Origin of the sequence: Amphritea balenae, from assembly GCF_003858655.1 — a bacterium.
GTDB classification, from domain to species: domain Bacteria; phylum Pseudomonadota; class Gammaproteobacteria; order Pseudomonadales; family Balneatricaceae; genus Amphritea; species Amphritea balenae.
Genome location: NZ_RQXV01000003.1, coordinates 93,946 through 119,752, shown reverse-complemented (window position 1 = coordinate 119,752; position 25,807 = coordinate 93,946). Strand labels below are relative to the sequence as shown.

26 protein-coding genes are annotated in these 25,807 nt (G+C 46.2%); 19 read left to right on the top strand and 7 right to left on the bottom strand.

What is annotated here, in order from left to right; translation table 11 throughout:
* The first annotated feature begins 54 nt into the window (after positions 1-54).
* Positions 55-1,545: a TylF/MycF/NovP-related O-methyltransferase gene (locus tag EHS89_RS07150; protein ID WP_170167441.1), complete on the top strand. Its 1,491-nt coding sequence runs from the start codon at positions 55-57 to the stop codon at positions 1,543-1,545.
* Positions 1,546-1,768: 223 nt separating this feature from the next.
* Positions 1,769-1,918 (top strand): hypothetical protein, encoded by a 150-nt coding sequence (locus EHS89_RS21055; RefSeq protein WP_170167440.1) that lies wholly within the window; start codon positions 1,769-1,771, stop codon positions 1,916-1,918.
* 466 nt (positions 1,919-2,384) lie between these two features.
* On the opposite strand, the gene EHS89_RS07145 is transcribed toward EHS89_RS21055, so the two are convergent.
* Positions 2,385-2,987, bottom strand: a complete 603-nt coding sequence (locus EHS89_RS07145) for a Yip1 family protein (protein ID WP_124925452.1) — start codon at positions 2,985-2,987, stop codon at positions 2,385-2,387.
* A gap of 492 nt (positions 2,988-3,479) precedes the next feature.
* On the opposite strand from EHS89_RS07145, the gene EHS89_RS07140 reads away from it, so the two are divergent.
* The 5 genes from EHS89_RS07140 to EHS89_RS07120 all read left to right on the top strand — a co-directional run bounded on the left by EHS89_RS07140 (position 3,480) and on the right by EHS89_RS07120 (position 8,589).
* Positions 3,480-4,556: a TRAP transporter substrate-binding protein gene (locus tag EHS89_RS07140; RefSeq protein WP_124925451.1), complete on the top strand. Its 1,077-nt coding sequence runs from the start codon at positions 3,480-3,482 to the stop codon at positions 4,554-4,556.
* Between the two features lie 96 nt (positions 4,557-4,652).
* Complete coding sequence (locus EHS89_RS07135; protein ID WP_124925450.1) at positions 4,653-5,189, top strand: TRAP transporter small permease subunit; 537 nt, start codon at positions 4,653-4,655, stop codon at positions 5,187-5,189.
* 12 nt (positions 5,190-5,201) lie between these two features.
* Entirely contained in the window at positions 5,202-6,491 is a 1,290-nt protein-coding gene (locus EHS89_RS07130; protein ID WP_124925449.1) for a TRAP transporter large permease, read from the top strand.
* Positions 6,492-6,557: 66 nt separating this feature from the next.
* Positions 6,558-7,916: a cache domain-containing protein gene (locus tag EHS89_RS07125; protein ID WP_124925448.1), complete on the top strand. Its 1,359-nt coding sequence runs from the start codon at positions 6,558-6,560 to the stop codon at positions 7,914-7,916.
* A 19-nt stretch (positions 7,917-7,935) separates the two neighbouring features.
* On the top strand, positions 7,936-8,589 hold the full coding sequence (locus tag EHS89_RS07120) for a response regulator transcription factor (RefSeq protein WP_124925447.1): 654 nt from the start codon (positions 7,936-7,938) through the stop codon (positions 8,587-8,589).
* 57 nt (positions 8,590-8,646) lie between these two features.
* On the opposite strand, the gene EHS89_RS07115 is transcribed toward EHS89_RS07120, so the two are convergent.
* On the bottom strand, positions 8,647-9,195 hold the full coding sequence (locus tag EHS89_RS07115; protein WP_124925446.1) for a DUF924 family protein: 549 nt from the start codon (positions 9,193-9,195) through the stop codon (positions 8,647-8,649).
* A gap of 221 nt (positions 9,196-9,416) precedes the next feature.
* Between EHS89_RS07115 and EHS89_RS07110 the strand changes: the two genes are divergently transcribed.
* Genes EHS89_RS07110 through EHS89_RS07100 form a run of 3 tightly spaced genes read left to right on the top strand, consistent with a single transcriptional unit; the run spans position 9,417 to position 11,482 of the window.
* Positions 9,417-10,112, top strand: a complete 696-nt coding sequence (locus EHS89_RS07110) for an aspartate/glutamate racemase family protein (RefSeq protein ID WP_124925445.1) — start codon at positions 9,417-9,419, stop codon at positions 10,110-10,112.
* 26 nt (positions 10,113-10,138) lie between these two features.
* Positions 10,139-10,960 carry a PhzF family phenazine biosynthesis protein gene (locus EHS89_RS07105; protein ID WP_124925444.1) on the top strand — a complete coding sequence of 274 codons (822 nt, stop codon included), beginning with the start codon at positions 10,139-10,141 and terminating at the stop codon, positions 10,958-10,960.
* Positions 10,961-11,008: 48 nt separating this feature from the next.
* Positions 11,009-11,482, top strand: coding sequence for an Lrp/AsnC family transcriptional regulator (locus EHS89_RS07100; RefSeq protein ID WP_229753710.1), 474 nt, complete (start codon positions 11,009-11,011; stop codon positions 11,480-11,482).
* A gap of 39 nt (positions 11,483-11,521) precedes the next feature.
* On the opposite strand, the gene EHS89_RS07095 is transcribed toward EHS89_RS07100, so the two are convergent.
* A complete protein-coding gene (locus tag EHS89_RS07095; protein WP_124925443.1) occupies positions 11,522-12,406 on the bottom strand; it encodes a DMT family transporter in 885 nt (294 codons plus the stop codon).
* 338 nt (positions 12,407-12,744) lie between these two features.
* Entirely contained in the window at positions 12,745-13,110 is a 366-nt protein-coding gene (locus EHS89_RS21580; RefSeq protein ID WP_124925442.1) for a MarR family winged helix-turn-helix transcriptional regulator, read from the bottom strand.
* Positions 13,111-13,390: 280 nt separating this feature from the next.
* Here EHS89_RS21580 and EHS89_RS07085 point away from each other — a divergent pair, with 280 nt between their 5' ends.
* Positions 13,391-13,591 carry a hypothetical protein gene (locus EHS89_RS07085; protein WP_124925441.1) on the top strand — a complete coding sequence of 67 codons (201 nt, stop codon included), beginning with the start codon at positions 13,391-13,393 and terminating at the stop codon, positions 13,589-13,591.
* 20 nt (positions 13,592-13,611) lie between these two features.
* On the opposite strand, the gene EHS89_RS07080 is transcribed toward EHS89_RS07085, so the two are convergent.
* Both EHS89_RS07080 and pbpG read right to left on the bottom strand, forming a co-directional pair.
* A complete protein-coding gene (locus EHS89_RS07080) occupies positions 13,612-14,301 on the bottom strand; it encodes a hypothetical protein (RefSeq protein WP_124925440.1) in 690 nt (229 codons plus the stop codon).
* Positions 14,302-14,503: 202 nt separating this feature from the next.
* Positions 14,504-15,508 (bottom strand): D-alanyl-D-alanine endopeptidase, encoded by a 1,005-nt coding sequence (gene pbpG / locus EHS89_RS07075; RefSeq protein WP_229753708.1) that lies wholly within the window; start codon positions 15,506-15,508, stop codon positions 14,504-14,506.
* Between the two features lie 282 nt (positions 15,509-15,790).
* Between pbpG and EHS89_RS07070 the strand changes: the two genes are divergently transcribed.
* The 8 genes from EHS89_RS07070 (at position 15,791) to hrpB (ending at position 24,480) form a co-directional block, all read left to right on the top strand.
* On the top strand, positions 15,791-16,729 hold the full coding sequence (locus EHS89_RS07070; RefSeq protein ID WP_124925439.1) for a nucleoside recognition family protein: 939 nt from the start codon (positions 15,791-15,793) through the stop codon (positions 16,727-16,729).
* 121 nt (positions 16,730-16,850) lie between these two features.
* On the top strand, positions 16,851-17,999 hold the full coding sequence (locus EHS89_RS07065) for a pyridoxal phosphate-dependent aminotransferase (RefSeq protein WP_124925438.1): 1,149 nt from the start codon (positions 16,851-16,853) through the stop codon (positions 17,997-17,999).
* On the top strand, positions 17,987-18,766 hold the full coding sequence (locus EHS89_RS07060; RefSeq protein WP_124925437.1) for an amidohydrolase: 780 nt from the start codon (positions 17,987-17,989) through the stop codon (positions 18,764-18,766). The genes EHS89_RS07065 and EHS89_RS07060 overlap by 13 nt, the downstream gene beginning before the upstream one ends.
* Before the next feature lie 237 nt (positions 18,767-19,003).
* A complete protein-coding gene (locus EHS89_RS07055) occupies positions 19,004-19,402 on the top strand; it encodes a hypothetical protein (RefSeq protein ID WP_124925436.1) in 399 nt (132 codons plus the stop codon).
* A gap of 251 nt (positions 19,403-19,653) precedes the next feature.
* Positions 19,654-20,175 (top strand): hypothetical protein, encoded by a 522-nt coding sequence (locus EHS89_RS07050; protein WP_124925435.1) that lies wholly within the window; start codon positions 19,654-19,656, stop codon positions 20,173-20,175.
* 172 nt (positions 20,176-20,347) lie between these two features.
* Positions 20,348-20,749, top strand: coding sequence for a phnA protein (locus tag EHS89_RS07045; RefSeq protein WP_124925434.1), 402 nt, complete (start codon positions 20,348-20,350; stop codon positions 20,747-20,749).
* 112 nt (positions 20,750-20,861) lie between these two features.
* Positions 20,862-21,704 (top strand): hypothetical protein, encoded by an 843-nt coding sequence (locus tag EHS89_RS07040; RefSeq protein WP_124925433.1) that lies wholly within the window; start codon positions 20,862-20,864, stop codon positions 21,702-21,704.
* Between the two features lie 253 nt (positions 21,705-21,957).
* On the top strand, positions 21,958-24,480 hold the full coding sequence (hrpB, locus tag EHS89_RS07035; protein WP_124925432.1) for an ATP-dependent helicase HrpB: 2,523 nt from the start codon (positions 21,958-21,960) through the stop codon (positions 24,478-24,480).
* A gap of 550 nt (positions 24,481-25,030) precedes the next feature.
* On the opposite strand, the gene EHS89_RS07030 is transcribed toward hrpB, so the two are convergent.
* Entirely contained in the window at positions 25,031-25,711 is a 681-nt protein-coding gene (locus EHS89_RS07030) for a pirin family protein (protein ID WP_124925431.1), read from the bottom strand.
* Between the last annotated feature and the right edge of the window lie 96 nt (positions 25,712-25,807).

The following is a 25,807-nucleotide window of genomic DNA, read 5'->3' as shown; positions in this document are numbered from 1 at the left end:
TTGTTTTTGAAGTTTTTTGTGACTTTAATCTTTTAATGAGTGATGAGGTATTTTGTGGGGCATTATGATAATGAGTTTTACGATGTTCAATACCAAGGGTCGATGCGTTCAGCAGGAAAGTTATTATCAAAACTATTCTCTGATTTTAAGCCAAAATCAGTAGTTGATTTTGGTTGCGGTATTGGTAGTTGGCTATGCGTAGCTGAAAGTTTAGGAGTCAATAATCTTGTTGGATTAGATGGCGAGTGGGTAACAAAAGATCAGTTGCTTTCAAAAAACATACATTTTCATGCTGTCGATTTTCAATCTGAAGAAGAAAATTACCTATCAAAATTATTATCCTTAAACGCTTGCTGTGAGCTTGCTATTTCCGTGGAGGTTGCTGAGCATTTTGATGAAAGTTATGCAAATCGGTTTGTAAAAAGTATTGCTTGTTCATCCGATCTCATCATTTTTGGTGCTGCAGTACCTTTACAGGGTGGGACTAATCATGTGAATGAACAGCCCCAATCATACTGGATAAATAAGTTTAAACGTGAAGGTTTTTTATGTTTTGATTATTTTCGACCTGATTTTTGGAATGACCCAGAAGTTGAAACTTGGTATAAGCAGAATACTTTTTTGTTTGTGCGAGAGGAAAAGCTTCAACTCTATCCTTTTTTGCAGGAGGAAAGTCAGGTTTTCATTGAAAATATTATTCATCCAGATCTTTTCATGAAAAAGATAAATGATAGTATGCTTCAACGTGCGGATAAACTTAGGGATGCGGCACTTGAAATAGAGAAAGAAAATCTTTATTTGGCGAATATTTTAATGGAAATGGCTAGGGAGTCTCGGCCAAAAGGTCCGTATATAATAAAGAAGCTAGGTGAATATAATAGGCTTCTTTCAAAGGGAAGTGAAAGTATATCATCAGCTGAAGATAGGCTTGTGGAAGTTTTTGAAAAATTTAAACACTACACAATGCTTAATAAGCAATGCTATCTTGCCAACTTGGAATTAGTAGAAGGCTTCTCTAGTCTGGATGGTGCTATAGTAGAGTGTGGAACATGGAAGGGGGGGATGATTGCCGGAATTGCAGAGTTACTAGGAAATAATCATATTTACTATTTATTCGATAGTTTTGAGGGTTTACCTCAGGCGCAGGAAATTGATGGTAAAGGAGCCTTGGAATGGCAAAAAAATAAAGACTCTCCTAGTTATTATGATAATTGTAGTGCTCCAAAAGGGGATGCAATAAAAGCAATGAAACTTGCTGGTGTAGATGATGTTGTAGTGAAAAAGGGTTGGTTTAATGAAACCCTCAAAGGTATTACAATTGATGGAGGTATAAGTATATTAAGAATGGATGCTGATTGGTATGAATCTACCCTAGACATAATGAATAATTTGTTTTCTCAGGTTAAAAAGGGTGGGTTGATTATTATAGATGATTATCATACTTGGGATGGGTGCTCTAAAGCTGTACATGACTACCTTTCTAAAAATTGTTGTGAAGAGAGAATAAGTCAGTTTAGAGGTGTTTGTTATATTATAAAAAAATAGAATTGATTGTTTTATGAATAAAGCAATTTTGTTAACGCCGTGCGGGTCTTTTCCGGCTGTGTAATTACTGAAAAATTCCAATGTAGCATAATAAGTTTTCTGTCAATGCACCAGACTCTATTATTGCTTTGGTTTGAGAGAAATATTATTTTCTGTAATAACCACTGGCAAAGTTGCTTTCGCTCTGATAGAGGGGATTTTCTCTATCAGTGCGGATAGTGAATTGATCAATCTGAATAACAGTGATCCTGCAGGGGGCATTAGTCAGTCGCTAGAGTATGCTCTGAAGCAACAGTTCGCTTTGAATAAATTGAGTAATAACGGTGCTGTCATTGGTGAAGGTCAGCCGTTTTCTAATGAAATCAGTATCTAATATCTGACATTGTTTAGATGTGCAGATGATCAATCGGAGCTTTATCTATTTTCCAACTGGTAGGGATAACTGTCGGGTTATTTACACTGCAAAGTTATGCCTGAATTATTCCATTAGTAATATGATGTTTGCTGAGGTTTTTGTAAACGTATTTTTGAGTAGGGTTAAAACTTACCGAGTTATTATGATCTGGTAGCCGATTTGGCTCAGTGATTAAAAATAAGCTTAGAATATCTGTTGACAAGATTATTAGTGGGCTCTAGGCTCAGGTGTTAACTATATGAGTTGGCGAAACCGCTGCTGACTAGATTTCATATTTAGGTTTAAGTTTCTGTATTTAGTTTAAGCTAAAGTGAATTCTATAGTAGTCAGGCAGGCTCTTTATTAATTTATTGCCTGTCGAGCGGGCTTTTTTTATGCTGTTATATCTGAATTAATATCTCTTAACTATTATCTTGAGTCGTTATCACAGGTAAATCAGTGGTAATGCTGTATTCCACAAGAGTGCGGTAATAGCCCTGAGGCTGACCAGTATGATTAGCCCGACGGTCAGTATTGAGACACAGAACAGAAATCCCCGCTCTTCAGGTATTCTCATGATTATCGGTACCGCTTTAAATAATAAATAAGTGCTGTAACTCAGTCCGGCCATCCCGGCTATGACGCAGAACCAGAGCATGGGGTAAAGTCCGGTAAAGCCGATGAATAGTAAAGGTGATGCGGTAAATAGCGTCAGGTTCATACAGCGCTCCAGTGATGCATTGCCCCCGTAAGTCCGCTCCATCAGATAGATGGCGGTAGCCATTACCGTCAGTGATATACAGGTAGCCAGGTAAAAGGCGATCGCAGAGTTGAGTGCACTGACGGTTGTCAGCCGGGTTGTTTCGCCTCCTAACGTCAGGCTCCAGCCGATCTGAGTGGTACCGACAAACAGGGATGCCGCTGGGATAAAGGCCAGTATGGCCAGACTAATAAGCACTTCCCCCGTGCCTTTTAGCTTTTCATCTCTGATGTGCTGCATCGCGATGATGGGATGGTAGAAAATTTCTGACATAGTTTTAATCGTCATGTTCTTCCCCTCTGCAGGTGCCTTAGCTTTCCTTTATGCCATTTTCAGCTTCATGAATCAGTCAGAATATATTCTAGTTGAGGCTTTGAGTATTTGGATGAAAATTATGCCGACTAATCAAAGTGGCAGAGACGCGCTTCGAGTCTGAACTGTGAGCAAAGTAAAGCTGCCAATATTTTCTATTGCTCTATTGTGCTGTGAATCTGACGTTGATGGGGACTATTCTGCAGAGTCTGACATTTTTCATTTCTATGGGTAGTTCTACTGAGTAGTCCGTAAAACTACTGAATGCCTTCTAGGTAGTTTTTGTAGGCTGCTTGCGCAGTATCCCGAATGGGAGCGATTGCTGCGCTTTGTCACACTGTTTGTCATGTTGGTACCGTTTCAATTGGTGCCCTCTGGTCGCTGATCGGGTCTTGTAGCTGACCGGGTCTTTGCCCTTACCGATGATCTTCCCAGATGGGAAGTTGCAAACAGAGGATGATAATAACAATGTTAAAACTTAATTTTGCAAAGAAGCTTGCAGCTGTCGCGGCTTGTACCGCGTTGCTGGCTAGCCCCCTGATGGCGGCTGAAAAAGTTTATCGCCTGAAGCTGGCTGAAACCTGGCCGACTAACTTCCCCGTGTTTGGCGATGCCACTAAGAATATGGCAGCGCTCGCGGAGGAGATGTCTGCAGGCCGACTGAAGATCACTATCGATTCAAAGAATAAGCATAAAGCGCCACTGGGTATTTTCGATATGGTCCGCGCGGGCCAGTACGATATGGGCCATTCGGCGTCTTACTACTGGAAAGGCAAAGTACCTAATACGCTTTACTTTACGACGATGCCCTTTGGTATGACTGCTCCTGAGCAGTATGGCTGGTTTTACTATGGAGGTGGTCAGGAGCTGATGGATGAGGTGTATGGCCAGTTTAATCTGATGTCTTTTCCGGGTGGAAATACCGGAAACCAGATGGGTGGTTGGTTCCAGAAAGAGATTAAATCTCTGGATGATCTGCAAGGTCTGAAGATGCGTATTCCTGGTTTTGCCGGTGAAGTTATGGCGAAGCTCGGTGCTAAACCAACCAATATACCGGCGGGTGAGCTGTACACCGCACTGGAGCGCCGCACAATTGATGCATTGGAGTGGGTGGGTCCGTCACTGGATCTGCGTATGGGTTTCCACAAAATCGCCCCATACTACTACACCGGCTGGCATGAGCCTGCCACTGAGCTTCAGTTTATGATCAATAAGAAAAAATTTGAAAGCCTGCCTGCAGATCTGCAACAAATCCTCAAAACGGCAATGCGGACCGCCGCGTATGACATGTACATACAGTCGTACAATGATTCGGGCGAAAACTGGGACAGCATGAAGAAAGAGTTCCCTAATATTCAGGTGAAGTCATTCCCGAAAGATGTAGTAGCAGCGATGCGTGCAGCAAATACGGAACTGTTGGCAGAGAAGGCCGCAGCGGATCCCCTGGCTAAGAAGATCCTCGACTCTCAGGCTGAGTATATGAAGAAATCCCGTGCCTGGACCGAAATCTCAGATAAAGCGTATCTGGACAGCGCTGTTAACTAGTCTTCTACAGCTTTAAGTAGCCAGATCTTTATGTCACACGACGGCCTGTTGCTGATATCCGGTACAGGCCGTTGCAGTTTTAATGTGGGAGCGGCCATGTTGTTAGTCAGACTTGAGCAGATAATCAACGGCTATTCCGAGCTGTTAGGTAAGGTATCTGCTGTTCTTTTTGTCGTCATGCTGTTTAACGTTTTTATCGACGTGATCATGCGTTATCTGTTGAACGATGTCTCAATCGGGTTACAGGAACTTGAATGGCATCTCTACGCGGCAGTGTTTCTGCTGGGCGTGCCTTATACCCTGAAAACCGGCGGCCATGTACGGGTCGATCTTATCTATGAACGTCTCAGTGATAAGACTAAGGCGTTGATTGATATGTTCGGTACTGTATTGCTGTTGATGCCGTTCTGCGCATTAGTTGGTTGGTACGGTATCGACTTTGCACGGGAATCATTCGAACTGGGGGAAACATCTGGTGATCCCGGTGGTTTACCTTATCGCTGGGTTATAAAAGCGGTTATTCCTTTTGCTTTCTTTTCTATTTTTATCAGTGGAATGGGGTTGTTTCTCAAGTCACTGAATATTCTGCTTGGCCAGCGTCAGGCGGATAACTACCAACCCCCGCAGCATTAAGAGGCGTTTACGATGATTGGTATTGTTATGTTTGTTGTGGCGCTGATGATGCTGTTAGTAGGCTTCCCGGTTGCCTTTACGTTTGGTGGCGTAGCGCTGGCGTTTGGCATTTTTGCCGAAGGTCCTGAACTGTTTGCGTTTATGCCGTTCCGTATTCAGAGCATTATGGAAAATACGGTACTGATGGCCGTTCCACTGTTTATTTTTATGGGTATCGTACTGCAAAAGACTCAACTGGCAGAGCAGTTACTGGAGTCGATGGGTAAGTTGTTTGGCGGCGTGCGTGGTGGTCTGGCCATATCCACCGTATTAGTGGGTGCTTTACTGGCGGCTTCTACCGGGGTTGTTGGTGCATCGGTTGTGGCCATGGGCCTGATCTCCCTGCCGGTGATGCTGAAGTATAAATACGATAAGTCGCTGGCCTGCGGCACTATCTGTGCGTCCGGTACACTGGGGCAGATTATCCCGCCGTCAATCATTCTGATTATTCTCGGTGATGTGTTGGGTATTCCGGTTGGTGATCTGTTTAAAGCCGCGGTGGGTCCGGGCTTTATCCTGATTGGTGTTTATGTCACTTATATTCTGATTTACGCCTGGATGAAACCTGAAGCGGCCCCGGCGATGCCGATGGATGAAGATGTAAACAGTAAACGCGAGCAGTATGTGAAAGCGCTGAAAGCGATCGTGCCGCCGTTGGCGCTGATCCTTATCGTACTGGGCTCTATCTTTGCTGGCATAGCAACACCGACAGAGTCTTCTGCGTTGGGTGGTGTAGGTGCTATTGCACTGGCGGCAATGTACGGCCAGTTCAGCTGGAAGATGGTGCTTAATTCAGCATCTGAAACCGTTAAAGTCACGGCGATGGTGTTTGCCATTCTGTTGGGGGCTACTGCTTTCTCTATGGCGTTTACCTATACCGGCGGTGATTACATCGTAGAAGAGCTATTGTCAGATCTACCGGGCGGTGCAACGGGCTTCCTGATCTTGTCGATGTTGGCGATTCTGGTGTTGGGTTTCTTTATCGATTTTGTTGAGATCAGCTTTATTATTGTGCCTATTCTGGCTCCGGTAGCTGATGCTTTAGGTATTGCGCCGGTCTGGTTTGCTATCCTGATTGCGATGAACCTGCAAACCAGCTTTCTGACGCCGCCATTTGGCTTTAGCCTGTTTTACCTGAAAGGGGTGTCGCCACCGGACGTAAGAACGGTGGATATCTATTGTGGTGTCATGCCATTTATTCTGATGCAGGTAGCGGTGGTGGTTTCTATACTATTATTCCCCGCATTCTACGGGTTAAATTAAGCACCACAAGTAACGTCTTAAAAGGCAGTATACTGATAGTAATTAATCCGGGTCGTTAACTATTTTATGAAACGTGTCGTTACCTCGCTTAAGACAAAGATGCTGCTGCTGTCGATCATTCCTTTGATTGTGGTTACTGTAGCGATCACCCTGATTAGTCTGAGCCAGGCGCGGCAGTTGTCAGAGCAGGAGATTCAGACTTTTGAGGAGAACCTGTTGCGCTCTAAGCGGCAGGAACTCCAGCATTATGTGGGTCTGGCGATGACTTCGATCGCTCATGTGGTGGCAGGGGCTGAACCGGGAGATAAAATAGCTGAGGCGGAAGTCAGACGGATATTACATAGCCTGACGTACGGCGATGATGGTTATTTCTTCGTTTATGATGCCCAGGGAATTAATCTGGTGCATCCGATTCAGCCTGAACTGGTGGGGCAAAACCTGTCGGGTTTACAGGATCGAAATGGCAAATATGTGATTCGTGATCTGCTGGACCTGGCGCAGGAAGGCGGAGGCTTTTACCGCTATATCTGGCGTAAACCCTCAAAAGGCGACCTGGAAGATAAACTCAGCTACGTGGTGCAGATTCCGAAACTGAACTGGATGATGGGGACCGGGCTGTATATTGATGATATAGCTAACGAGATTGCTGCCACCCGGGAGAAGGTAACCCACAATATCCGCAATACCTTCTTTACCGTGGTGGCAATATTGGCCGGTACAGTGATTGTTATTGCCCTGATGGGGCTGGGTATTAACGTTCATGCGTCGCAACTGGCGGACGCCCGATTACGGCAGGTTGCGCATCGCTATGTTCAGTTTCAGGTTACTCAGCGGCGTAACTTTGCCCGTGAACTGCATGATGGTATTAATCAGTTAATGGTGTCGGTTAAGTTTCGCATTGAACTGGCCAGAGACCGGTTACAGCCCCAGGAAACCAAAGCGATAGCCGAGCTGGATAAAAGTAGCGCGGCGCTGAATCAGGCGATTCAGGAGGTACGTCGAATCTCTCATGATTTACGTCCAATTCAGCTTGATGATCTGGGGCTTGAGCCCGCGTTGTACAGTATGGCTGAGGAGTTTTCAGAACGTACCGGAGCAGCCACTAACCTGAGCTTGGAGTTGCCGCAACAACGGCTGCCTGATGATATTGAGATTACGCTGTACCGTATTACTCAGGAGGCGTTGACCAATATTGAACGTCATGCTGCTGCCAGTGAGGTAGATCTTCGGATCTGGCAACAGGATAATCTTATCTGGATTGAGATCAGGGATGACGGTCGGGGCTTTATCACCCGTGATAAGCACAGTGATGGCATCGGTTTACTGAATATGCGCGAACGTACTGAGTTGCTGAGTGGTCACTTTAGTATTAGTAGTAAGCCCGATGCGGGCACGCTGATACGAGCGGGCTTTTCATTAGTATAAAAATGGCAGAAGTATAACGATGACAGCTGACAAAATTAGAGTGGTTCTTGTTGATGATCACCCTCTGGTACTTGAGGGGATTATCGCTCGGCTGGAAACTGAAGCTTCGCTTGAGGTTGTCGGTGCTGCCAATGATGGTAAGCAGGCGCTACAGTTGATTGCAGAGCTTGTGCCTGATGTGGTGTTGATGGATATTTCGATGCCGGTAATGAATGGTTTTGAAGCGACTGAGCGGCTTCGGGCTGAACAACCTGATGTACGGGTACTGATCCTCAGTATGCATGAAAGTCGTGAGTATATTTTAAAACTGATCCAGTGCGGTGCTGCGGGTTACGTATTGAAAGATGTTTCCTCCGGTGAGTTGATAACCGCAATTAAAACAGTACACAGTGGCGCGACATACTTTAGCGCTGGTGCATCGCAGTCACTATTCAGTCAACCTGATTTAACCTCCCCCGTGGAGACCGGAATTCAACAAAGCGAGCTGACCCTAAGAGAGACCGAAGTGTTGAGGTTACTGGCAGAAGGTGCCTGCAATAAAGAGGTCGCACGCGAGCTTGATATATCAGTAAGAACGGCGGAAAGTCACCGGCATAATATTAAAAACAAGCTCGATATCCAGACCGCAGCAGGTCTGGTCAGGTATGCAATTGAGCATAAGCTGATCGACTAACTTACAGTCTGTATCATCTCTCTTATCTTTACTTAATCCCTATTCCTATCCCTATCTCTAGAAGCTAGAACCTGGCTGTTGCAGGAATTCAATCTCTGCCTGGGTTGAAGTCCGCCCAAGAATTTCATTGCGGTGTGGATAGCGACTGAACTGTTCGATAATCTGTTTATGTCGCAGTTCAAAATCCAGGTTGTCTGGGTTGTTGTTGGCCCGGTAAAGCTGTTCGGCTACCTCATGTATAGCGAGTGACTCGCTGTGCATAAATGGCAGGTAAAAAAAGCCTCTTTGCTGATCATCGACCTGAGCATCGCTGCCCAGCATTATCGCTTCCTGAGCTAACGCCAGTGCCAGAGGGTCAGCGGCAAAGGCTTGGGGTGTATTCCGATAGATGTTGCGGGAAAACTGATCGAGCACAATAATCTCGGCGAGACGACCCTGATGAAGCTGTCTCCAGCGGAATAATTCGCAATTTACTGCCTGAGTATGAAGGTCAGAGAACCGTTCCCGGATTAGTTGATCTAACGCCTCATCCACTTGCCACCATTGGGCTGGCTCAATCTCTTCAAACCAGAACTGTAAAACGTCCATATAGTTACTTTGGTTCATTGCCTGATCCTGTATCGATTGATGAAAAGAGTAACAGATAGGTCAGCTTAGTACTTTTTGGTGGCTTTCAACACGATAAAAAGCGAATAAATGCCCGGGTAGCGGTGAGGTAAATGCGTTGATCGTCGGATCTGTACTGCTTAATCCGATTGAAACTGACTCTGTATTCTGTCGCGTAGCTGTTGATAATTAAATGCAGTCAGAGGTGAAAGGAGATCAATATGAAAACCATCGGCATGCTGGGCGGTATGAGCTGGGAATCGACGACCAGTTATTACAAAGCGATCAATGAAGGAATTAAAGCTAAGTTGGGCGGTTTTCATTCAGCAAAAATCGCACTCTATAGTGTCGATTTTGCCGAAATTGAAACCCTGCAGCATCAGGGTGACTGGCAGAAAACTGCCGAAATACTCATGGATGCGGCCCGATCAGTTGAAGCAGGCGGGGCTGATTTCCTGATGATCTGTACTAACACTATGCACAAGGTGGCATCGGAGATCGAAGCTTGTATCTCAATTCCACTGCTGCATATTGCTGATGCTACTGCTAAGCAGTTACTGGCAGACGGTGTGAAAACTGTAGGACTGCTGGGTACTGCGTTCACCATGGAACAGGATTTTTACAAAGGTCGGCTAAGCGATAAATATGGCATCAACGTGATTGTGCCTGATTCAGAGCAACGGGAGGTCGTGCACAAGGTTATCTATTCCGAGCTATGCCAGGGCACGATAAACCACTGCTCGCGACAACAATATCTGGACATTATTGAGCAGCTCCAGCAACAGGGTGCCGAAGCGATCATCCTTGGTTGCACGGAAATCGCACTGTTAGTGCAACAAGAGCACACCGCTGTACCGCTATATGATACGACAGAGATACATGCTGCGGCGGCAGTCGCCTTAGCGTTACAGAAATAATAGATAAAAATAACGAGAGATCTGACATGAAGTTAAAAATGAATGTCATCGATGCATTTACCGACAGAAATTTTAAAGGCAACTCAGCTGCTGTCATCATGACCGAAACCTGGCTTGCGGATGATCTGATGCAGTCAATCGCGATCGAAAATAACCTCTCTGAGACGGCGTTTGTTAAGCAAACTACCCCACAAAGTTTTGACATACGTTGGTTCTCGCCTATGACCGAGATCGATTTCTGTGGCCATGCGACCCTGGCATCTGCGTTTGTGATTTTTTCCGATAACCCTGATCTTGAAACGATAACCTTTTATGCTGAGGCGGTTGGTGAACTCAGGGTCAATCGCGTAGATAACGGTTATTTTGAAATGAGTTTCCCTAACCGGAAGCCCGAATTGGTCAGTGATATTCCTGCTAAACTGTTGCAGGGATTGTCGATAGAGCCGGTAGAAGTGCTGCAGAGCGAACAGGCTTATTTTGCCGTCTACGCAAATGAAGCTGATGTACTCGAAGTGACTCAGAATCCTGAATTGATCAAAAAACTGGCACCTTATGATGTGGTCATTACTGCTAAAACAGCTACCGCAAAAGTAGTTAGTGAAGTGCCAGAAAAAACCGACTTCATCTCTCGCTATTTCTGGCCTGCCAGTGGCGGCGATGAAGATCCTGTGACCGGCTCAATCCACGCAGGGTTAGCGCCGTACTGGGCTGAACAGTTGGATAAACCGGAACTGACCGCATACCAGGCTTCTGCGCGTGGTGGTGTCCTGTTATGCCGTGTAGCAGCAGATCGGGTCTACATTTCGGGTCAGGCAGTACAATATCTGGAAGGATATATAACAGTTTAATCAATCACCATCACTGCTTGCATGGCGGGGCAGAAGTGACGATAGTAGATGCTCCTTTTGCCGATCCTGCCTGTGACTATGAACGACACCATTAACCGTAAAATACTCGCCGCCTTGCAACAGAATTCCCGCATCTCTTATGCCGAGCTGGGTAAACAGGTTCACTTGTCTGCCCCCGCTGTGGCTGAACGGATTCGTAAGCTGGAAAGTGCCGGTGTTATCAGTGGTTATACCCTGAAGGTTAATCTGGATAAGCTGGGGTTTCCGATAGTCGCGCTGGTGCAGTGCAAAGTGTTTCGCACTAAAGAGCGGGAATTCAAAGCGTTAGTGCTGAGTTATGACGAGGTGATTGAATGTCATAATGTCACGGGCGAGCAGGCGTTCCTGATTAAGCTGGCGGTACAATCAATGTCACAGCTGGACAGTATTCTTGAGTCTTTCTGTGACCTCAGTGACACTAACACAATGATGATTTTGTCCACCCCGGTAGACCGCGCCCTGCCTGAAACCTACTTCAACTAATTGTTGTTTTAGCCGGAGGGTAGGGCGCTCAAGTTCTGCTTAGCTCTGCACCATCGCAGCTCTGCTTTTACGGCTCGGCCATTGGCTGATCAGCATTCCCGCCAACATCAGGCTACAGCCCAGAAGTTCTTTGCTGCCGAAAGTTTCGTCCAATAATAGCCAGCCGCCAAGTACAGCGAAAATAGCTTCGGTCGACAGGATCAGGGCGGTAATACTCGGTTGTATTTTGCGCTGGCCTATAATTTGCAGGGTGCAGGCGATACCGCTGGAAGCGACCCCTGCATATAGCAGCGGTAGCCAGGCGGCTTGAAAATCGGCCATTACAGGCGTTTCATAGAGTATGGCTGCGATGCTTGCCCAAAGCGCGGCGACCAGGAACTGGCTGATAGACAGGCCAATGGCATCAACCTTACGGGATAGCCAGCCAATTATTATTACGTGGGCGGTCCAGAACAGGGCGCCTATCAGCTGGAGCAGGTCGCCGTAGCCGATAGTAAGGTCAGGGCCAACCGAAAGGCTGTACAGCCCAAGCACCGCCAGAATCACGCCGCTCCAGGTCTGGATATTAGTACTTTGTCCGAGCAGAATGCCGGCTACAGGCACCATCACGATATACATGCTGGTAATGAATCCGGCGTTGCCTGCGGTCGTGTACTGCAGACCGATCTGCTGAAAACTGAACCCTCCGAACATCACTGTTCCGGCTGCAAGTCCGCCAAACAACAAGGTCTTTCCCTGAGGAAGGCGCTTTTTGGTCATTAAAAACCAGAGTGGTAAAAGTGACAGAGCACCAAGCATAAACCTCGCTGCGTTAAAACTGTGGGGACCGAGATACTCCATACCCGCACTTTGCGCGACAAAGGCAAAACCCCAGATAGCGGCAACACAGATCAACAGCAGGTGAGAGGGGCTAACAAAAGGCATTCGCTATACTCCGGCGCAAGAATGAATAAAGGAGAGCTATTTTAATGAGGCGCCGCGAATACGAACAGTTAAAGACTAATGATTAAATAGTATGTAGCCATACTTAATAAGGTTTTGCTGTCTGTTTGATTTCGAATCGAAAGCGAGACCCGTTGCTTGATATTTTCTGGCAGAATAAAGTAATAGCAAGCTCCATAATGGTTCAGGCAGTAGTATCTGGCCGTAAATAACCGATAGCAGTTATCAGCTTGCACAGAAGTGCTCTCAGGCAGCCCTACATACACTGCTGTTGTAGCAACAATCCTGTGCTTTGAAGCAGTGTCTGAGCTTTGTGTTTATTAGCGACAAAGCCCTGAGTGCAACTTATCGCACAACTGCTTTAAGGTTTGCTTCTCATCGTCGGAAAGAGGGGAGTTGCAAGTCATAGAGTCCTGCACTTTACGCGATAGACATTCAAGTGCTCTGCCTTTCGGGGTCAAACATACAATACAAGATCGTTCATCTTGCTTACATCGTTCTCGTGTAACCAAACCCTTTGCTTCCATACGTTTAAGCAGTGGTGTGGTTGTGCCGGAATCCATATGTAGTTGTTCGCCTAATGTTTTCACATTAACGGCGTCATTAGCCCAGAGCACCATCATGGCCAGGTACTGAGGATAAGTGAGGTCTAGTTTATCTAATACCGGGCGATAGGCTCTTACCATTGCGTTTGCTGACTACGTCTCTCCGGATCAATCCGATACGGGTATCGTTTTTGAAACTAACTCACACTACAGCAGTAAATAGTTAGTCACTATTGATGGCTCTAATTTACCGGAATATGACTTTAATACTGTAGAACTGAATAAATAATGTTGGTGAATATCAGATAGCACTTGCTTTACAACGCTCGTGAAACTCATAGCTAATGAAGCTTATAACTACAAAAGCTTTTAACTTACGGACAAGTGGCGAGTGTTATCTGATCACAGGAGGCGCTTTCAAATGAAAGATCTTACTATTGTACTTACTTTAATCGGTGCTGTTTTTGTTAATCCAGTAACAGCAGCAACTGCTTTCAACAATAGTTTAGGTGTTGCTACACAAGGGCAGTCTGACTTTGGTGTTGAACAGATAGTGTTAGTTGAGGGCCCTACAGTACCGGAACATACGTTTAACACGACGTTTTATCCCGATAGTTATTAGTGGTTTTACTGGGCGGCTCACTAATTGCCTGATGACTCTGACTTATGCTGCGTCTTTCGATAGTAAAAAAACTGCAGGATAATACTCAATTTTAACAATGCACTGATACTGCCTAGCATGATGAGTGGCCAGCCATCGGAAATGCCCAACACCATTCCAAAAGCGACGTTTGACAGATCCTTTGCCATAAAGATGGCGTTCATCGGCAGGGAAAGAACACCGGTCGATCTTTCTTTAATTATCCTGCGTATCTGTTGTATCCCCCCCTGTAACATAACTAGTGTTGCGCCACAGGCGAGTATGATCGAGGTCGACCTGCCCAGTACAAGTACATCCTCTCGATAGAGGTAGGCCAGTCCGGCTAACGTCATACAGATGATGCCAGTAATGAAGGGCAATTTTTGGGAAAAAGCCTGCCGGTCGGTATAGATCTCATACAAAATTACAAGTGTCATACTCGCCGCAAAAAAGCGCGTAACTAAGATGTAATACTCGACTTCATCGAGCATGAATGAGTAGAGAAAAAAGGCATAAAAGGCGATAAAGCTTGAGAAGAAGGCGTTAGCTGAAATGGATTGGGTCGCGAAACCTTCATGCTGAGAATCAACTGATAATTTACGTTTGCGGATTCGCCTGATCTGATCAATGAGGCCAAACAGACAGCCGATAAAAAAGACAGAGCTGAGCATGCCCACCGCGTTGTATAACATCAGGTTACCTTAATATATAAGTAGAGTGGTCTACAGGATGTAAACCTGGCTACCGGTGAATGGTTTTAAAAGTGGATTGGATTGTACCGCTTTCCTGCAAATGGATAATTCTGAAAGCGGCAATATTTGAACCGATAAGGGCGTCTTAAATCAGATATGGATGTTTGAAATCAGTCACTACCTGAAGTTACCAGATCGCCTGTTAGTTCAGGGCGATCTGCTCAGGATTTAGTTCACGTAGCTTCTGACGTTGATAGTGGCGGGCAGTACTGCTTATTTTGCCGCTGGTGCCTGTGGTTATCCAGCGTTTGATGCGACCTGCATCACCTACAGGCGTACGCTTGCCGTATGAATTCAGCATGATCATAACGGTATCGCGTCCGTTTATTTCGGTCATCATGACCAAACAGCGGCCAGCTTCATTCAGGTAACCGGTTTTAGTGATATCAATATCCCAGCTTTTACGGTGAACCAGAACATTGGTATTACCGTATTGCAGATTGTAACGCGGTTTTTTGAAACGAGCGGTAAAGCCTCGGGTGGTACTGTATTTATTAATCTCTGGATAAGAGGCCGCGGCGCGTACCATTATCGCCAGATCAGAAGCCGTTGATACATTTTTCTCAGACAGGCCGGTAGGATCAACAAAGCGACTATTGATCATGCCTAATTGACGGGCTTTGAGGTTCATCGCGTTTATGAACGCCTTTATACCACCGGGATAAGTATGGCCCAGGGCAGAGGCTGCCAGATTTTCAGAGGACATCAGTGCGATACGGATAACATCTTTACGGGGCAGGGTAGATCCTACTCTGATACGGGTGTAATAGTTATTGTTGGCTGCACGCTGCTCTTTAGTAAACAGGATTCGCTCAGTCAGAGGGAGCTTAGCATCCAGCGTAACCATTGCAGTCATCAGTTTGGTTACCGAGGCAATTGGCATAACCAGTTGAGCATGTTTTTCAAACAGAGGCGCGCCTGTATCGGCATCCACCACTGTTGCGCTGACTGACGCCAGCTCAATTTTTTTCTGATCCAGATTGAGCAACCGCTGAGTTGCACTGGAAACGGCACTCAACTGAGAGGCTGCTATCTCAGTTTGAGCCTGGACTGGCAGGGTCGATAAGCTATAGCAGACCGCTGTACTGATTAATGCCTGAGCGATATGCTTGATCTTGTTTTTTATGTAGTCTGTAGATATGTTCACAGCTAAACCGTCAAATTTGTATTACTTTTCTTCTAATACTTATTTTATTTTGAATACTTAAACAGTTGTTCAGGCCCTACGCCTTGTATTCACTGAATTCTAACCCTGTAAGCTAACATAATCGGCCGTTTTAATCGTTAGTTTAGTTACTCATTTTCTGTTTTTGTGACAAAAAGACTATGGTCAGGCCAGTTATCAGAAAATATGCTTAGTTTGCAATGAGTTAGATTAAAGTTAGTTATTTGTCACAAACCCTATTTCAGACAGGATGATAACAGGCATATGGAACAGATAATTACGCTGATTCTTGAATCGGGTCGTACGGCTATTGATATGGCTTTGTATGTTTTATTGCCTGTTATGGTCGTTATGCTGGCGATTATGAAGCTGCTTGAAAGTAAGGGAATACTGGCCTGGGTTTCAAATCGTCTGTATCCCCTGGTTAAAGTATTCGGTATTCCGGGGCTGGGCATTTTTGCCATGCTCCAGATCTTGTTTGTTAGTTTTAATGCACCGGTTGCTACGCTGGCGATTATGGATCGGGATGGCACATCCCGGCGAGCAATAGCGGCGACCTTAGCGGTTGTACTGACAATGTCACAAGCGAATGTGGTGTTTCCGATGGCGGTAGTCGGACTGGATGTGCCTATGATGATGCTCACCTCGGTTATTGGAGGCATGATCGCCGCTGCTTGTACCTACTATATTTTTGCCCGCGATCCGGTACTGGATGATGATTATGCCCATGCGGAACATCTGGCACCGGAACAGCATGAAGAGAAAAACTTTATTCAGATTCTTTCTGACGGCGGCCAGGAAGGGGTAAAAATAGTCTTGGCCTCTATCCCGCTCCTGATACTGGCGCTTTGCTTTGTAAACGTATTAAAAGCGACCGGAACAATAGAGTTACTGACCTGGCTTCTGGCACCGGTACTGGCGTTGGTGGATCTGCCTGAAGCCACTGTTTTGCCGATTGTGACAAAGTTTATTGCGGGTGGTACCGCGATGATGGGGGTCACTATTGATCTGTTGAATCAGGGTGCTATGACTGCAACCGACCTGAATCGTATTGCCGGTTTTATAACTAATCCTTTTGATGTGGCTGGTGTAGCTATTCTGCTGGCAGCGGGTAAGCGGGTGGCGTCGATTGCTAAAGCGGCCATGTTAGGCGCTTTGATCGGCGTGTTGATCCGGGGTGTTCTACATCTGATTATTTTCTAATGTTTGCGGTTTAGCCCTCCGCACAGAGGACAGTTTGAACTTGACCGGTAACGATACCAAACATAGAGTTGATACATAAGGCTGTATTCAGGCAGCGACCTAAGAAGGATCAACTCTGCAGATGCATTATCCCGAGACTAAATTACCTAAAGTCGGTACCACTATTTTTACCGAGATGTCGCAGTTAGCGGCGCAGCATAGTGCTATAAACCTGTCGCAGGGGTTCCCTGATTTTGATGGGCCACTGGCTTTACTGGATCGTGTTACCTATTACCTTGAACAAGGCCATAATCAGTACGCACCTATGACAGGTGTGCCTGCATTACGTAGTGCTATCGCACTGAAATCGGCAAAGTTATATGATTGTAAGGTTGATCCTGAAACGGAAGTAACAGTCACCTCCGGCGCAACAGAAGCGCTGTTTGCAGTCATAGGTTCGGTTGTGTGCTCCGGTGATGAGGTTATTGTTTTTGATCCGGCGTATGACAGTTACGAGCCTGCAATCGAACTGAATGGCGGTAAAGTGATTCACCTGGCGCTAGGTTCACCTGACTTTGCCATTGACTGGCAGCAGCTTAAATCGGCTATGAATGATCGTACCCGTATGATCATCCTGAATAGTCCTCATAACCCTACGGGGTCAGTGATGAGTGCCGAAGATCTTGATCAGTTAGAGGCGGTTATTAAAGGTACCGATGTCCTGCTGTTAAGTGACGAAGTCTACGAACATATCTGTTACGACGGACCGCATCAAAGTCTGTTACGCAGACCCGCCCTGGCCGAACGTGCGTTTGTCGTATCTTCATTCGGTAAGACTTATCATACCACTGGCTGGAAGGTGGGGTACTGTATTGCACCGCCAGCCTTGACCGTTGAGTTCCGCAAACTACATCAATACCTGACTTTCTGTACGGTACATCCGGTGCAGTTAGCGCTGGCTGATTTCGTTCGGGATTTTCCCGAACATTATCTTGAGCTCCCGGTCTTCTATAAGCAGAAACGCGACTTGTTCTGTCAGCTGATGGCTTCGAGTCGATTCCGCTTTACGCCCGCCCGGGGCACCTATTTCCAGCTTATGGACTATTCAGAAATAAAACCTGAGATGAACGATGTTGAGTTCGCTCGCTGGCTGACGACAGAGGTGGGTGTGGCGGCTATTCCTATCTCTGTTTTCTATGATTGTCCGCCAGAGCAGCGTTTAGTACGTTTCTGCTTTGCAAAAGATGATGCCACACTGACACAGGCAGCGGAGAAACTATGCAAGATCTGAGAGTGACATTGGTACAACCCGATATGCAATGGCAGAACCCGGCTGAAAACCGTGTGATGTATGAACAACTGATAGATCAGCGTGCACAAGCTACAGATCTGATCATATTGCCAGAAATGTTTGCGACCGGGTTTACCATGGATAGCCGAACAGCTGCTGAGCCTATGGGCGGGGATAGCTGTCAGTGGTTGCAACAACAGGCCCGGCTACGAGGAGTAGCTATTGTGGGCAGTCTGGCAATGAAAGCGGAGCAGGGCTACGTCAATCGGATGTTGTTCACCTTTCCGGATGGGCGACAAGAATACTATGACAAACGCCATCTGTTTCGCATGGCTGGTGAGCATGAGCGTTATCAGCCTGGCTCTGATCGGGTGATAGTTAACTATAATGGCTGGCGCATTCTGTTACAGGTCTGCTATGACCTGCGTTTTCCAGTATTTTCCCGTAACTGCAATGATTATGATCTGGCGCTGTATGTTGCTAACTGGCCTGCGGTGCGACGTCAGCCATGGCGTAAGCTGTTACAGGCCCGTGCTATTGAAAACCTTTGTTATGTTGCCGGTGTGAACCGGGTCGGCACTGATGCAAATGGTCATGACTACAGTGGCGATAGTATGCTGGTGGATTATAAAGGTGAGCTGTTGCTTGATCGTGAACCTGGTCTGGCATTTTGTGAAACGCTTTCGCTCTCTGCTGCCGATCTGGCTGACTTTAAAGAAAAGTTTCCCGCCTGGATGGATGCAGACCGGTTTAGTTGGCAGGATTGATAGCTGAGATCAAAGATAGCCTGTGTTGAAGTTAACCGGAATGAAGTTAACCGGGGCTGATTGAGCTTCTGTATAGCACGATCATTCATCCTGAATGAGTCTGAACCATGTAGTTACTAAGCTTTGGCTTTAACCAGTTACAGATCCCATAGTGGGTAAGGAAGCGCAGACAAATTTATCGCATCACCTACAATCGGGATATTAGCTTTTTTATCAGGCTGGCAAGGGGTTAGGTTGATGGAAGTTGTAGTGAAACTCAGGCATAAGGGATTTGCGATGCGAATAGCCGGGTATCTGTTGCTGTTATTAAACTTCAACATAAGCTCAGTGTGGGCTGATGATGCCCTGCAGTGTATACAAATAGGCAAGGGGGATCGCTCTCAGTCTATTTTAAATAAATGTGATTTTGAGGTTGAAGTACTCTGGTGTCATAACCGTGATGAGCCGGGCTATAATCGTGGGCTTTGTGCCAGCCGGGGAAAGTTTTATCAGAAGCAGGCCGTCCTTCAGCCCGCCGAGATTAAGCAGAATCAGTTTTCGTTACCTTTTAAAAGCACGCTCTATATCGCAGCCTGCAAGGGCGGTTTTCATACTACCAAACAGGTTGGCATGAAGGGGGGGTACCTCTGTAAATAGTCAGAGAGTCTGACCGATATTATTACTCCCACTATCTGTAGTTATGCTTTTTTCATTGGGGCTATTCCGGCCTGAGAGTGGCGTAGTGGGCAACCCCGCTGCCTTTAATTTACTTTTCTTAGCTATTTTTCTTACTTATCTACCTGATAGCGCTTGTTGACGTGCCTCAAGTCACTTTCGACCACACCTAATTTGTTGCTCTGAACTATACTATTAAGACCTAAAAAGACCGGAAGGTCTGGAGGCTAGATATGAAACGGTTAACTTTTCTTGTGCCTGATCTTCAGCATACAGAAACCGTAGTCGAGGGGTTACGGGAGATGGGAATCAGTGACGAAATGATGCATGTAGTGGCACAGGACCATGACATGCTCCAGAAAGCACATATTCATGAAGCAACAGAGATGGAAACTTCTGAACTAGAAAATGACTTTGACTGGGGTATTGTAGCGGGTGGCGTATTGGGATTAACGCTTGGATTTATCTCTTACGGTTCACAAATTCTAGGGTTTGAATTTGGTGCGTTTTCAATACTGGTGATGACTGTTATAGGCTCGTTAGCCGGTGGCTGGATTGGTAAGGCGATAGGTGAAACTACGCCTAACTCTGATTTGGCAAAGTATCAGCATGCAATCGAGGCCGGACAGATTTTGATGATGGTAGATGTGCCGGTTGAACTGTTGCCTGAAATCCATAAATTTGTACGCGCTCAGTGCCCTAAAGCACTGATAGAGAGCAGTCATCTTTTTCACGATCACCCGCTTGCTGCGTAAAAGTATTTACCAGTCAGCGTTATAGGTGACTGTTGCAGGTTGCTGTGGGTGAATATAAAAAGTACGGCTTTTGTGCCGTATTTTTTTATATTCGCATTTTGAATAAATGAGACTAAGGTTAAGATTAAGATACGCGGGTTAAGGTATATTTTTGATTTGAAAGGATAATGTTATGTCAAAAGGTCATGCTAAACATCATGAACGGCATCATGGCTTATCCCAGTTTGGTAAGGATTTGGTGCGCAGGTGTGGCTCAAAATGTGAGCTGTGTGAGTCGGCGGGAGTAAAATTGGCCGTATTTGAAGTGCCGCCAATTGACGCTGAGCCAAATTATGATCACTGCATTATGGTTTGTGAAACATGTCAGGGGCAGATAGATAGGCCTAAATCTATAGAACCGGATTATTGGCACTTTTTGGCAAATACAATGTGGAGCCCCGTTCAGCCCGCTAAAATCATGGCTGTGGTTATGCTGCATTATTTGTCGGCAAAACATCCCTGGGCTTCAGACCTGTTAGAGCAGGTTTATCTTGAACCTGAAGAGGATGGCTGGGTGAGTGCAGTTACTTTGTAGCCTTTAAGTTTTTTGAGGGCTTATAAGCTTACGGGCTTATATGATATTTTTTCATTTCAGTTAATCGACGAATGGGCGATAACCGGTTAATCAGATAAAACCGGTGTTCGCTATGTTTAATTCAGTTAATTTCTCACCCCTTACTCAGTTTCAGCAACAATTCCCTACTAACCAGAGTAATCATTCTCATCGTTCAGAGTCATTAACTGAACAGAGGGCTGAGCAGTCGGTTGGACAGAAGGTTGGGCAAACGGGGTTTCAGAGCAGTTACCTTTCTGAACGATTCAGCAATAAAGAAAGTTTTTCCGTTTCTCTGATGACCCGTGAAGGTGATCGGGTGGAAATTAATTTTAGCAGTGTTGAAAAGTATCAGGCGGAATATGCCAGCCGGCAAACCGGTAGCAGCTCATCAGAATTTATGAGTATTGATCGTAGTAGTGCCAGCCAGTTTGGTTTTAGTGTACAAGGAGACCTGAGTGTTGAGGAGATCGATGCTATTTCATCGCTGGTTCAGGATCTTTCTCAGGTGGCGGATGAATTTTTTAATGGCGACCTTCAATCAGCAACTCAGCTTGCTGGAGACCTGAGTCTGGATAGCGGTCAGTTAATGAGTCTGGATATGTCGATGCAACAATCGATGAAATACCGGGCTGTAGAACAGTACCGCCAGGTACAGGAGATGAGTGACCAGCATCAGTCTGGCAGGGCTATGATGCCCTATTTGCAGCAAATGGCACATCAGGTAGAGCAAACCAGTCAGATCATTCATCAGGCAAGCGAGTTTAGTTTCAGCTTGCTGAACGAGTTGATAGTACGAGATCAGCGAGCGGCTGACCTGGTGCAGCCAGAAGCATTGGAAGGCACTCTGGATCAGATACAAACGCTGGTTGAACAGCTGGTTACCCAATCTGGGTACTTGTCAGCCTCTGAGCAGCAGACCGAAGCGGAAGTTTGATCTACTATGTATTCAATCCTCGTAATTTAGCGATAGCTTGTTAAGAAAGTGATTAGTTGAGAAAGCACTCAGCTGGTGACGGAAAGTTTAAAGCAAGCTTCGTGACAGAATTGAAGCTCTCAGGGACTGTTGGATTGAGTGACCTTTGATCGTTGTTTACGCCACACATTGTGTGGCGTTTTTTTTGTCTGAATTTTTCCTCTAGCTGCTAGAATGGTTTTCTATTCTTTTTCGATCCGGATATTACTTTTCCATGAACCAGCTGCCCGTTGCTGAAGTACTTGATCAATTACGCGATACCCTGAATCAATACGATGAGGTGGTGTTAGAAGCCCCTCCAGGTGCAGGTAAGACAACCTTAGTACCACTTGAACTATTGCAACATGAAGCGTTAACCGGTCAGAAAATGTTAATGCTTGAGCCCCGTCGGCTTGCTGCCCGGATGGCTGCAGAACGTATGGCGCAGCAGTTAGGTGAGAAAGTAGGCCAAACAGTGGGTTATCGGGTGCGCATGGACAGTAAAATCGGTCCGGATACCCGTATTGAAGTGATTACCGAAGGGATACTGACGCGGATGCTTCAGGACGATCCGAGTCTGGATGGCTATGGATTGGTTATCTTCGATGAATTTCATGAACGAAGCCTGGATGCTGATTTCGGGCTGGCGATGGCGCTGCAGGGGCGAGAGCTTTTTCGGGACGAACAGCCGCTGAAACTGCTGTTGATGTCAGCAACGCTGGATAAGCGGGTCATTGAACAGCTGCTGCCAGGGGCTCCACTGATTAGTAGTCAGGGGCGGATGTTTCCCGTGGATATCCGTTATCTGGGTGCACCTGCGCGTCAGGAACGTCTGGAAAAGAAGATGGCACTGGCAGTGCAGCAAGCGCTGCAGGAAGAGAGCGGTAGTTTGTTAGTGTTTTTACCGGGGCAGCGAGAGATACGGAATCTGGCCCGGGAGCTGAAAGACCAGATTCCTGAGAATGTTCTGTTAACTCCGTTGTATGGTGATCTGAATATTGAGGCGCAGCAACAGGCGATTCAACCGCCAATGGAGGGCCAGCGGAAAATAGTGTTGGCAACAAATATTGCAGAAACCAGTCTGACGATCGAAGGTATCAGGGTGGTGATCGATGCTGGATTAAGCCGGGAAGCCAGGCTTGATCCGGCTAGCGGGATGACCCGCTTACATACCTGTAAGGTTTCACGGGCGGCGAGTATTCAACGGGCGGGTCGTGCCGGACGGATGGAACCGGGGTGTTGTTATCGGCTCTGGTCTGAAACCGGTCAGGAGCAGCTGGCACCTTATGCCAACCCTGAAATTCTGACCACGGACCTTACCTCTTTAGCTTTGCAACTGGCTCGTTGGGGGGTTAATGATCCGGCAGAGTTACGTTGGTTAAATTTACCGCCTGCTGCAGCACTTAATCAGGGGCGGGATCTGTTAATCAGATTGGGTGCATTAGAGCAAAAAGGGGCTGGCCTGCAGTTGACTAAAGCGGGTGAGATGATGGCGCAGTTACCGTTACATCCTCGTTTGGCTCATATGATACTTATCGGTTGGCAGTTGGGGTGCTCTGAACTGGCCTGCGATTTAGCGGCGTTATTGAGTGAGCGGGATCCACTGGATGGTGACGCTGATATTAGTCGTCGACTGGCATGGTTAAGGGGCGAGCTAAATTGCAGTAATGCGAATCGGGGCGTGTTGCATCGTATCAGACAGTTAAGTAAGCAGTTCAGAAATATAGCTAATAAACGACTGAAAGGGTTAAATCAATCGGCGATGCAGGCCATAAAATCTGATTTGGTCGCAGTGCTTCTGGCACAAGCCTATCCTGATCGGATTGCGGCCTGCCGCAGGCCGGGAGGCCGGGACTATCAACTAAGTGGCGGCAGGGCTGTCCGTTTGACTGAGTACGACTCGCTATCTAAACAGCGCTGGTTAGCCATTGCCAATTGTGGTGGTGTCCAGGGCCAGAGTAGCGATAAAGTTTTTCTTGCCGCAGCACTTTCTCCGCAGCTGTTTGATACATTACTATCTGGTTTAGTCACCAAGACTAAGGTTGTTGAATGGGATAGAGAATTGGAGCGGGTCTGTTGCGAAGAGCAGCGCAAGGTGGGCCAGTTAGTATTAAGCCGGAAGCAGCTCAGTGAAGTTCCCCTGGCTGAGAAAAATGCAGCGCTTATTACTGTAGTGCGTAAACAAGGTCTGAAAATCCTACCATGGAATGATGATATTCAGCGCTGGCGGCAACGGATTACATTTCTCTTTAACTCTCAGCCTGAAGCTGGATGGCCGGACCTTTCCGAGCAGTCTTTGCTAGAAACCTTAGAGCAGTGGTTAATGCCTTTTTTAGATCCGGTTAGTCATGTAAACCATTTTTCTCGTCTCAATCTGATGGAAATATTACAAGGCTTGTTACCCTGGCCTTTACCTAAGCTCTTAAGTGAGCAGGCGCCTGTACGGTTAAGCTTGCCTTCTGGCCATAGTGCGGCGATTGATTATTCAGAGTCACCTCCGGTGTTAGCGGTTAAGTTACAGGAGATGTTTGGTTGTACTTCAACGCCGACTATTGGCAATGGCGTTAGGGTGAAAATTCATCTGTTATCGCCTGCCCGTCGTCCTTTGGCGGTTACTCAGGACCTGGCTAGTTTCTGGAGTAATGCTTACCGTGAAGTACAGAAAGATATGAAGGGGCGCTACCCTAAGCATCAGTGGCCGGATAATCCCTTAGAGGCGCTACCATCAGATGGAATCAAGCGAAAAAAACGCACATAAATAAGCGGCGTCTGCAAAACTTTTCAAGATAAAGCAGGTATCTCTGTACTATGCTTTATATGCTCTGATTAAGTCAGGGTATAGATAGCCTCAATAATTTGGGGCCAAAAGAAAAAGAAGAAAATTGCATGCCACATGTAGCCCCGCTAGCGCGGGGCTTTCTTTTGCCTATTATTTTTATCAGTTAATTGTTTTCAAACAAAAGTGTTAAGGATTTATCGACCTGAAATGTAAGTTTAATAAACTCAGGCATTAACAATTAAAAGTATTAGGGTGGTGAAGGCATATTTCTAATTAATCAGGTTTATCGGTAGGTAATGGTATCACCTGATCAGGGTGTTGTGGATAAGCTGCTATTGTGTTGTGCAACGCAATAAAAAAGACCCGGCGGGCGCCGGGTCCAAAACAAGCCAAATCAGTGGCTCAAAAAGCAAAGTGCTATATCAATATAACTAATTTTTTGTGCAATGCAATATAATTTGTGTAAATTATATATGACAAATTTTCATTGCCGGTTTGTCGAGGCTTTTAGTGACGCGCAGACGGCGGGTCAGGGGAGCTTAAAATAGAAACCTTCGGCTCTGGTGATTGCTCGCAGGCTTATTAAGGGCTCTTTTTCAAACAAGATTGAGTCTCCTGCATCTAGCAAGCTGCCATTGACTTCCAGTTGACCTTTTTGCAGGTAGAGAAACCCGTTGTCTGATTCAGGCATACCGCAGATCATATGTTGTAAGCGAAACTGGTAAAGCTCAATATTCTGATTGATTTGTAGTGATTCATCCCGGCCATCAGGTGATAGAAGTAGTTGGACCCCCTCGGGGGTTCGCAGGTTTTTTGACTGATAACGGGGTGTATTACCTGTAGTTTGTGGAACAATCCAAAACTGAAGCATCTTCAGACTGTTTTCCAGTGATGCGTTTTGTTCTGTGAATTCGACGCCACTACCGGTGCTGAGTAGCTGTAGGCTACGACCTTTGAGAAGCTGTCGGTTTCCCAGTGAATCGGTATGCAGGTTTTTACCATCCATGATGATACTGATGATCTCCATATCCTGATGTTGACTGGGATCCAGTGAGGCTCCGGGGTGAAGCAGGTCTTCATTCGCGACACGCAGTTCCGAAATGCCCATCCAGTTCGGATCAAAATAGCTGCCAAAGGAGAATACATGACGGGATTCGAGCCAGCCAAAGTGGGCATAGCCCCGGTCTTCTGCGCGTTTGATAGTAATCATTGGATCTCACAGATCAGAAAATGATCACTCATTTTTACCTTGTCATTGTCGTTCTGTAAACAAAGCTTTGATTTCTCAATCTTTAGTCAGCTTACC